At 36.8% G+C, this 8,644-nt stretch carries 12 protein-coding genes; 7 read left to right on the top strand and 5 right to left on the bottom strand.

The window, feature by feature from the left end; all coding sequences use genetic code 11:
- Window positions 1–39: 39 nt before the first annotated feature.
- On the bottom strand, window positions 40–753 hold the full coding sequence (locus tag B3I52_RS12895; protein WP_293301867.1) for a porin family protein: 714 nt from the start codon (window positions 751–753) through the stop codon (window positions 40–42).
- Between the two features lie 308 nt (window positions 754–1,061).
- Window positions 1,062–2,246, bottom strand: a complete 1,185-nt coding sequence (locus tag B3I52_RS12890; protein ID WP_293301871.1) for an asparagine synthetase B — start codon at window positions 2,244–2,246, stop codon at window positions 1,062–1,064.
- 399 nt (window positions 2,247–2,645) lie between these two features.
- Here B3I52_RS12890 and B3I52_RS12885 point away from each other — a divergent pair, with 399 nt between their 5' ends.
- Together B3I52_RS12885 and B3I52_RS12880 are read left to right on the top strand one after the other, a co-directional pair.
- Window positions 2,646–3,104 (top strand): peptidylprolyl isomerase, encoded by a 459-nt coding sequence (locus B3I52_RS12885; protein ID WP_293301866.1) that lies wholly within the window; start codon window positions 2,646–2,648, stop codon window positions 3,102–3,104.
- Between the two features lie 78 nt (window positions 3,105–3,182).
- Window positions 3,183–3,719: a DUF5606 domain-containing protein gene (locus tag B3I52_RS12880; RefSeq protein ID WP_293301864.1), complete on the top strand. Its 537-nt coding sequence runs from the start codon at window positions 3,183–3,185 to the stop codon at window positions 3,717–3,719.
- A gap of 43 nt (window positions 3,720–3,762) precedes the next feature.
- On the opposite strand, the gene B3I52_RS12875 is transcribed toward B3I52_RS12880, so the two are convergent.
- The 3 genes from B3I52_RS12875 to rlmH form a co-directional block, all read right to left on the bottom strand.
- Entirely contained in the window at window positions 3,763–3,900 is a 138-nt protein-coding gene (locus B3I52_RS12875) for a hypothetical protein (protein WP_293301862.1), read from the bottom strand.
- A gap of 105 nt (window positions 3,901–4,005) precedes the next feature.
- A complete protein-coding gene (locus B3I52_RS12870) occupies window positions 4,006–4,569 on the bottom strand; it encodes a tetratricopeptide repeat protein (protein ID WP_293301860.1) in 564 nt (187 codons plus the stop codon).
- Entirely contained in the window at window positions 4,562–5,035 is a 474-nt protein-coding gene (rlmH, locus tag B3I52_RS12865) for a 23S rRNA (pseudouridine(1915)-N(3))-methyltransferase RlmH (protein ID WP_293301859.1), read from the bottom strand. The genes B3I52_RS12870 and rlmH overlap by 8 nt, the downstream gene beginning before the upstream one ends.
- Before the next feature lie 46 nt (window positions 5,036–5,081).
- Between rlmH and B3I52_RS12860 the strand changes: the two genes are divergently transcribed.
- The 5 genes from B3I52_RS12860 (at window position 5,082) to B3I52_RS12840 (ending at window position 8,442) form a co-directional block, all read left to right on the top strand.
- Window positions 5,082–6,890, top strand: coding sequence for a MutS-related protein (locus tag B3I52_RS12860; RefSeq protein ID WP_293301857.1), 1,809 nt, complete (start codon window positions 5,082–5,084; stop codon window positions 6,888–6,890).
- 4 nt (window positions 6,891–6,894) lie between these two features.
- Window positions 6,895–7,290 carry a family 1 glycosylhydrolase gene (locus B3I52_RS12855; RefSeq protein ID WP_414691879.1) on the top strand — a complete coding sequence of 132 codons (396 nt, stop codon included), beginning with the start codon at window positions 6,895–6,897 and terminating at the stop codon, window positions 7,288–7,290.
- Window positions 7,291–7,308: 18 nt separating this feature from the next.
- Window positions 7,309–7,734: a DUF2007 domain-containing protein gene (locus B3I52_RS12850; RefSeq protein ID WP_293301854.1), complete on the top strand. Its 426-nt coding sequence runs from the start codon at window positions 7,309–7,311 to the stop codon at window positions 7,732–7,734.
- 5 nt (window positions 7,735–7,739) lie between these two features.
- Entirely contained in the window at window positions 7,740–7,976 is a 237-nt protein-coding gene (locus tag B3I52_RS12845; protein ID WP_293301853.1) for a putative signal transducing protein, read from the top strand.
- Between the two features lie 157 nt (window positions 7,977–8,133).
- Entirely contained in the window at window positions 8,134–8,442 is a 309-nt protein-coding gene (locus B3I52_RS12840; RefSeq protein ID WP_293301851.1) for a hypothetical protein, read from the top strand.
- Window positions 8,443–8,644: the final 202 nt, after the last annotated feature.

Below are 8,644 nucleotides of genomic sequence, written 5' to 3'. Positions count from 1 at the left end.
TAGCCTAAAAATAACACCCAAAAACTCACGTTAGATTAATTAAAATGAGTAGCCCACACTAAAGCCTATTACTCTATTTGCCGCTTTAGAGCTGTTTCCATCTCTATTATCTTTAGGCACCAAGTTACTTAAACCAAGTCCATAGTTTCCGCCGAACATAAACCCATTATTTAAGCGGTAAGCTAACCCAAAGTTTGCACCGAAATCAGTACTTGATAAATTATCGTCAGATTTACTTCCAAATTTTAAATTGTTTTCTTGTTTTCCCAATTCAGAACCTGGACCATCAGTTACTGTTACTGTGCTTTTACCATCAATATTGAAACCGATGTACGGTCCAGCGCTAATTTGTAAAGCACCAGCCTGACCTGTTGGAATTCTAAGTACTGCATTAATTGGTACTTCAATAGCCATTACGTTAGTTTGATTAGTCCCAGTAACAGTATTGTTTCCTAAATCAAAAGACCCCTCTAATTTTGTGCCTTTATTTTGTAGGGAAATTCCAGGCTGGATAAAAAAATTATTGCCTACCCCAAAATCTCCAAAAACGGTAAAGTTATAACCTGCATTTTGTTTAGTAACATCGTTTAATAATGTAGCTCCGTCAAATCCACTGTATCTAATTGTGCTTAAATTTACTCCAGCTTTTATTCCAATTCTACAGTCGCTTCCGCTCATCGTGTTTCCAGATTGAGCAAATAAAGCCGAGCTAGAAAATAAGAGAGCGGTTCCAATTAATAATATCTTTTTCATAACATTTCATTTTCAGGTTGAAACCATTTCCAACAACCCGAAAACTCCAAAACCTATGCCAATTGACTTGTTAAGAAATGGCAAAATAAGTAAAAAGTGCCCTTGATGGCGTTGTATAGGTATGTTTTAAGAAAGCCTATTCGCTAACTAGATAATTGTAACACGGTGTTTACAAAAGCATACAAGTTGTTTAGCATATCAGAAAATAAAGTAAAAAGGATGTATTTACTTTTTGATAGTTGTTTATGCCAAAAAATAATTGTGATGGGAACCTACAATTAAAGCTCTTGAGGTTTGTTAGTGCACTTTTACGTTTTCTGTGGTTTTTTCTTTGCCGCAGGGAACAGCACATTGTTCAAAATTAATCGGTAGCCTGGCGAAGTAGGGTGTAAGCTTAAATCGGTTGGCGGATCGCCTACTTGGTGTTGGTAGTCTTCGGGGTCGTGGCCGCCGTAAAAGCTAAACTGGCCTTTGCCAACTTCGCCATGTAGGTAACGTACTTCGGCCCCTGCTTTGTTTTCTCCCAACACGGTAATGCTGGGCTTTACCAAGCTTTTGCGAAAGGCGGTAGTTTGCCCCATAAATCCTTTAATTGCTTTTTCGTGGTTCTGGGTAAGCATAGTTGGTACTAAATCCCATTTGGCAGAAAAATCAAACAAGGTAAAATAGTCATTGCTTTTATCGAAACCGGTACGTGTTTGGGTAACATCGATGTCAGAAAATTCGTAGTTGTAGGGGTTCATGTCTAAATTGAAATTGCTGAAGGCTACTGCTCGGTTGTAATCTAATTTCGCTTGTGCATTTGGATCCATGCCGTCGCCATCGAACATACTTTCTAAAATATCTACACCTTCGGCGGCCAATGCAATATCAAAACTATCTGTGCCAGAACACATGGCAAATAAAAAACCTCCACCTACACAAAATTCTTTAATGCGTTTAGCTACTGCCAGCTTCATTTGCGAAACTTTTTGGAACCCATTTCTTTTAGCAGCTGCTTCTTGGTTCTTTACATCGTCTTGGTACCAAGTAGTATTTCTAAAGTTTGCCCAAAAACGGCCGTACTGCCCCGTAAAGTCTTCGTGGTGCAGGTGCAACCAATCGTAGGTAATTAGTTTATCTTTAAGTATTTCGTCGTCGTAAATTACATCGTACGGAATTTCGGCATAAGTTAATACCAATGTTACGGCATCGTCCCATGGAAGTTTGCTTTTAGGGGAGTAAACCGCAATTTTTGGTGCTTTCTCTAATTTTACCATTTCCATATTTACGGCCGGATCGCTAATCTCGTTAAGGATAGCACTTACTTTTCCGTCGGCAAGTACTTCGTAAGAAACGCCCCTAATTTTAAGCTCATCTTCAATTGTTTTGGCGTATTTTACTAAAAAACTACCACCGCGATAATTCAATAGCCAATCTACCTCGGTTCCTTGTTTAATACACCAATAGGCAATGCCGTAGGCTTTTAGGTGGTTTTTCTGGCCTTCGTCCATATAGATCAAAACGGAAGCTGCCTGGGTAGCTATTTGAAGAAACAGTAAGAAAACCAAAAGGATTAATTTTTTGCCTTGCATATACACGAAGTTAAAATTTTTAGCTAAAAGTAGCACGTGAAGAAGTAAAATGTTGTATGTTGGTTGTTTAGTTTGTTGGCTGGTTGGTTTTTTGGTGGCCGCTGTGCCTAAACCCGATTGCAGCGGAAAGCTTTTTTGTTCTTGTTACGATGGCCAGGTAAACGGTAGTATCGTTAACAAAAAACTTTTAGCGAAAAGCGGGGCTATCGAAACCGATTAGCAGTACCCTAAATTTCCATATTATCTCATCATTGTACCAAGCTAAGCTCACATTTAATTAATTTGTTTAAATTTGCGTTCTTTATAAAAAAATAGAACATGGGTAAAGCGATTATAAAAACGGTAAAAGGCGACATGACCGTGGAGTTTTATGAAAAAGATGCTCCAAATACAGTTGCCAACTTTAAAAAATTAGCTAAAGAAGGATTTTATGATGGTGTAGCATTTCACCGTGTAATTCCTAATTTCGTTATACAAGGTGGCTGCCCTAATTCTAAGGATGGCGCAGCGGGTATGGCAGGTACTGGTGGCCCGGGTTACAAAATTGATTGCGAATTAGATGGCGATAACCAATATCACGATAGAGGTGTGCTTTCTATGGCTCATGCAGGTAGAAATACAGGAGGTTCGCAGTTTTTTGTTTGCCATAGCAGAGATAATACGGCACATTTAGACCGTAACCATACTTGTTTTGGTAAAGTGGTAGAAAACGTTGATTTGGTTGATGAAATTCGCCAAGGCGATAAAATTTTAACAATAGAAGTAGTAGAAGATTAATAAGACATTAGATTTGAGATGTTAGATTTGAGATTATCTCTCATTTCTCATATCTCATTTCTCAAATCTCAAAAATATATGAATTTAAGAGGAATTGTATCTGTTTCGGGCAGGCCAGGCTTGTTCAAGTTAATTGGACAAAATAAGGCGGGCTATGTGCTAGAAGGGCTTGATGCACAAAAGTTAAAAATTGTTGCTAATCTTACTAACACTAAATTAGCTTCTTTAGAAGATATTACGATTTACGGAGAAGACGAAGAATTGAAGTTAACCGATGTTTTAGCAAATATAGCAGCTACAAAAACTGCTATTCCAGATGCTAAAGCTGACGGTAATACGTTAAGAAAATTCTTTGTAGAAGTTGCACCAAACCACGATCAGGAGAAAGTTTATGCTTCTGATATGAAGAAGATTTTAACTTGGTACAATTTTTTAAAAGATATGCCTTTGTTTACCGAAGCTGCTCCGGGTACCGAAGAAGATGCGCCTAAGGTAGAAGATAAAGTAGAGGCTAAACCAAAAGCTGCCCCTAAGGCAAAGGCTGCTAAAGCACCAACTGCAAAAACTGCGGCACCTGCTAAAAAAGCAACTATGCCATCAAAAAGAGGAGCTTAATGGTGTTTATTTGATATTAAAGCCAAACGAAAGTTTGGCTTTTTTATGCGAAATACTCTGCTAGGTACCACGCTATTAAGCCTAACACAACCAATACAATTACAATTCTAATCATTTTTTGCTCGTTAGTATTGTCGGTTTTAAAGCGGTAGTTTCTTTTATAATCGTCTGGTAATTTCATCTTTTTAATTATTTGTTTTTAGTGGTTGATGAGAACTCTGCCAATCTTTGTCGGTAATTCTTACTTTTTATAAGGGATGCTTTGTATGCTGTTTTTCCATAGCTGCTATTTGCAATACCTTTCTAGGATGCCTTTTGCTTGCTCGTTGCCTAAACTAATGGCTTTCTTTAAATCAACGCAGGCTAAATCTTTTTGTTTGATGTTTAGTCTGGCTAAAGCTCTATTTATGTAAGTTCCAGCATTTTTTGGATTGTATTTAATGGCCGAAGAGAAATCTTCTATAGCTCCAGTAAAATCTTTTTGGTATCCTCTTAATGCACCCCGCTGAAAATAAGGTTCTTCTAACTTTGGTTTTAGCTTAATAACCAATCCGTAATCGTTAATTGCCGAGGTGTAATTCTTTAGTTTTCTATGAGCGTTAGCTCTTGTTAAAATAGCCTGTGCATTATTGGGCTTTAATTTAATGAACTCATTTAAATCGCGAATAGAGGCTTTGAAATTATTTTTTAAGTAATGGTCAATTGCACTACGGTATAAAATTTCAGGATCTTTTTCAGTTTGTAGCATGTCTGTTGCATTCCTGTAATGGTTTACACTTTCAAATGCTTTGCAGTAACATATTTTTGTAGCTAATATTAAAAATAATAAGCAACGTGTTGTTTTATTCATGATGATAAGGTTCGTTCTTCAAGATAGTAAAAGCTCGGTAAAGTTGCTCTACAAAAAATAAGCGTACCATTTGGTGCGAGAACGTCATGTCTGACAGCGAGATACTGCTGTTTGCTCTTTTGTAAATACTTTCGTCGAAACCGTAGGGGCCACCAATAACAAAAACCAGATTTTGCACACTGCCTACCATTTGTTTGTTAAGGTAAGCTGAAAACTGCACAGAGCTATATTTCTTGCCTTTTTCATCTAATAGCACCACCACATCGCTATTGTTCAATTGTTTCGAAATTAATTCGGCTTCTTTGGTTTTTTGTTGCGCTTCGGTAAGGTTCTTGGTATTTTTTACATCAGGTATAATTACCAAACTGAAGTTGATGTAATGTTTTAGTCTGTTGAGATACTTGTCAATACCCTCTATCAAATATTTGTCTTCCGTTTTTCCGATGGCAATTAAGGTAATCTTCATCTAATGATTGTGTTTTTTATCTTTACAGCTTAATTCTTCAAATATAATGTTAAATACCGAGCTAGATAGATTAAAAAAATACGAGCAGTTAGCTAAAGATCAAGAAATAAACATTGCTGCGCTAAAGAAAAAAGTAGATCAGCTTTCTTTGGTGCGGGTGGCATTGCTTTTAGTAGAAATTGGTTTTTTTGTGGGTTTGGTTAGCTCTGAAGGAACTATTGCCCATATTATTTGGACGGTGCTGCTATTAGTGCCAATCTTTACTTTTGCTGCGGTAGTGAGGCAACAAAATAGATTAGAAAAAGAATATAAGTTCCATCAGCACTTACTTTGGGTATTTGAAAACGAGATTGCGTTATTGCAAGGCAAGCCTAACGGATACGACGACGGTACTGCGTTTGAAGACGAAAGCCACGCTTACCTTTCCGATTTGGATATTTTCGGAAAATCATCACTTTATGCTTTGATTAACAGGGGTATCTCTAAAATTGGAACAGAAGAATTGGCAAAACATTTGGCTACAGTTAGTAATCTAGCCACCATTGTTGAGCGTCAAGAAGCCGTTAAAGAATTAACCGAACATATAGATAGTACCTTTGTTTTTAGAGCTAACTTAAAAGGACATGAAGTAAATAAAATTGAAGAAATTAAGCATAAACTCGGAAATCAATTGTTAAAGCAAGTTGCTTTTACTGACAATAAGCTGCTGAAAATCTATGTGAAATTGGTGCCTTATTTCATGTCGCTATTGTGCTTAGCCGCATTAGTTTTTGGTGGTGCACTTTGGAGCTTTTTTGGCCTAATAACTTTTGCTAATGCTATGCTAACCTATTATTATGCTAAGCAAATTACCACTGTTTATTATGGGTTTAGTGGTAGTTCGGGTATGCTAAGTAGCTATGCCGATGCCATTGAGTGGACAGAACAGCGTGTTTGGAGGAGCAATTACATCAAAAGACTATTCCACTCTGACGAAAAAGTAAGCACCCATATTAAAATCTTAGCTAAGATTATTGTGGAGTTTGATGCCCGATTGAATTTCCTGCTGTACGCCATTCTTAACTTCTTTTTACTTTGGGATTTAAAATGCTGTATTAAATTGGGAGATTGGTGTAGAAATGTAGGTGACCAGGTGGCGCACGGTTTAGATCGCATTGGTTACTTCGAAGAACTCATTTCTATCGCTACATTAAATCACAACCGCCCTAATTGGAGCTTTCCAGTTATCAACGATGATTTTTCTTTACAGGCCAAAGCCTTGGGGCATCCGTTAATTACTGCTAGCAAAAGGGTAGATAATACTTACAGCTTAAAAGAAACACCTACGGTGGATATCATTACAGGTTCTAATATGGCTGGTAAAAGCACTTTTTTACGCACTATTGGCATTAACATGGTATTGGCTTATGCGGGTGCGCCCGTTTGTGCAAAGCAGCTAAACTTGTCTATCTTTCGTTTGTTAACCTATATGCGTATCAAAGATAATTTGATAGAAAGCACTTCTACCTTTAAAGCAGAGTTAAATCGTTTAAAAATGATTTTGGTTGAAGTAGCGAAAAACCCCAATGCCTTTGTTTTAATTGACGAAATGTTACGAGGAACAAACAGTAAAGACAAATTTGATGGTTCTAAAGCCTTTATCGAAAAGTTAATTACCATAGGTACACCAACCTTATTCGCAACCCACGACCTGCAACTTTCAGAACTAGAACAGGTACACCCAACTGCGGTGCGTAATTTCCACTTTGATATTCAGTTGGCAGCTAACGAAATGGAATTTGATTATTTGATTAAACAAGGACCTTGTACTAAGTTTAATGCCGCAATTTTGTTAAAGCAAATAGGTTTAGGGTAGAGAAATAAAGGCTAAAAATAGGAGAGTTCTGCATACTGCTATGGGATGGGAAGTAAATGCCAACAGTTTTTATCGTATCATTAAACAGTTTGCGGCCTATCCAGAAATTAAAAATATCATGATTACCGAAAATGGTGCTTGCTATCGAGACCATTTAGTAGATGGAAAGGTCGATGATCAGGCAAGAGTTGCTTATTTTAAAGCTTATTTAGCAGCCTTACTAAAAGCCAAAAGTGAAGGCGTAAATATTACAGGCTATTTAGCTTGGACACTGATGGACAATTTTGAATGGGCCGAAGGCTATCAGGCTCGTTTTGGTTTGGTGCATAACGATTTTAAAACACAGCAACGCACCATCAAACAATCGGGGTATTGGTGGCAAGAATTTTTGTCGAAATAAATAGCTATATTTATGGGAATGAGCGATAAAATAATAGTTTACAGTACTTTTTATAACCCCATAGAAGCCAATATCATTAAAGCAAAATTGGAAGATGCAGGTATTCGCTGTTTTTTAACCGATGAAAATGTAGCAACGATACAGCCACTTTTTAACCAGGCAATAGGCGGTGTTAAGCTAAACGTTTTCGAGAAAGATGTAGAACAAATTAACGTTTTACTGGCAGATGATGTAGCGCTCGAAGTGCCAGAAATAGAAGTTGAGCAAGATGGGGCTAAAGCAGTAGCTTGTGAAAACTGCGGCTCTACCAATGTAAGCTATGGTTTGGCAACTAAAAATAAGCATAGCTGGTGGGTTGTAGTGCTCTCTATTTTGATGACCATATATCCTTTTAAAGCAAATAAGTGTTATCATTGTTATAAGTGTGGACACGAATTTAACTAGATCTTATGACAGAGAATAAAATAGTAGTTTACAAAACTTTCGAAAATCCAATGGAGGCGAATATTGTGAAAACTCGTTTGCTAGATGCTGGTTTTGAATGTTTTCTTTCAGGTGAAAATGTGGCATTGGTTTATCCGGTTTTTAATACTTCGATAAGTGGAGTGCAGTTACATGTTTTTGAAAAAGATGTTCATGCTATTGAGCAGTTTTTAGCTGAGGACGAGGCTTTGGAAGGGTTGTAATATGTTTTTTTTGGGGGGTGTTAGTTGTACAATTGCTGGGCAAACCTTGAAATAAATTCAGGGTAACTTATATTTTTGCCCCGTCATGCAGAATTTATTTCAGCATCGGTTTTTAGTTTAAGGCTTAAAGTATTTAACTTGCTAAAGAAAATAAGACATGGACAAAATTGAATATTACTACTTTTTCTATTTTTTGCCTCTGCTTTTTGCTTACTGGTGGGGTTATAGCAGACGAGCTAAAGATTTAACTTTTATTCCAAAATTACCAATAACACAGAAAGATAAATTAAATTATTTGATATTTGAAGCATTTAAGTATGAGCATAAAAATGTTTTAGATACTATAGACAGAAATATATTTAGTAGGCAGTTTAATTATAATAAAGTAAATTACGTTGTTGTATTAGAAAAAACAATTTATGGAGTTTGGGATTGGAAGGCTATAAAGAAAGTAGACGATTTGTAAATTATAACAGCAATACCAGAAGTTAAATAGACTTGATGGCAATGGAAACCCCGCAGCCGATCCGCCAGCTGGCGGAAGGCGAGGAGTTGGAATGAACAGCAAGACTTTCGGGAAATAGCAGCAGTATAATTGCTCTTCTCATAAAGTGGTAAGGAATTAGTGGTCAGGTATTAGGTTGTAAATAAAAACCCAATTAACATCA

Source organism: Pedobacter sp. UBA4863, assembly GCF_002399615.1.
In the GTDB taxonomy this organism is placed as follows: domain Bacteria; phylum Bacteroidota; class Bacteroidia; order Sphingobacteriales; family Sphingobacteriaceae; genus Pedobacter.
This window is presented reverse-complemented; position numbering and strand designations above follow the sequence as displayed.

Excerpts from the sequence above, each read along its gene's own strand:
- B3I52_RS12850 (WP_293301854.1), top strand. The coding sequence starts at position 7,309 with ATGAGCGATAAAATAATAGTTTACAGTACTTTTTATAACCCCATAGAA.
- B3I52_RS12845 (WP_293301853.1), top strand. The coding sequence starts at position 7,740 with ATGACAGAGAATAAAATAGTAGTTTACAAAACTTTCGAAAATCCAATG.
- rlmH (WP_293301859.1), bottom strand. The coding sequence starts at position 5,035 with ATGAAGATTACCTTAATTGCCATCGGAAAAACGGAAGACAAATATTTG.
- B3I52_RS12880 (WP_293301864.1), top strand. The coding sequence starts at position 3,183 with ATGAATTTAAGAGGAATTGTATCTGTTTCGGGCAGGCCAGGCTTGTTC.
- B3I52_RS12840 (WP_293301851.1), top strand. The coding sequence starts at position 8,134 with ATGGACAAAATTGAATATTACTACTTTTTCTATTTTTTGCCTCTGCTT.
- B3I52_RS12890 (WP_293301871.1), bottom strand. The coding sequence starts at position 2,246 with ATGGACGAAGGCCAGAAAAACCACCTAAAAGCCTACGGCATTGCCTAT.
- B3I52_RS12875 (WP_293301862.1), bottom strand. The coding sequence starts at position 3,900 with ATGAAATTACCAGACGATTATAAAAGAAACTACCGCTTTAAAACCGAC.
- B3I52_RS12885 (WP_293301866.1), top strand. The coding sequence starts at position 2,646 with ATGGGTAAAGCGATTATAAAAACGGTAAAAGGCGACATGACCGTGGAG.
- B3I52_RS12870 (WP_293301860.1), bottom strand. The coding sequence starts at position 4,569 with ATGAATAAAACAACACGTTGCTTATTATTTTTAATATTAGCTACAAAA.
- B3I52_RS12895 (WP_293301867.1), bottom strand. The coding sequence starts at position 753 with ATGAAAAAGATATTATTAATTGGAACCGCTCTCTTATTTTCTAGCTCG.
- B3I52_RS12860 (WP_293301857.1), top strand. The coding sequence starts at position 5,082 with ATGTTAAATACCGAGCTAGATAGATTAAAAAAATACGAGCAGTTAGCT.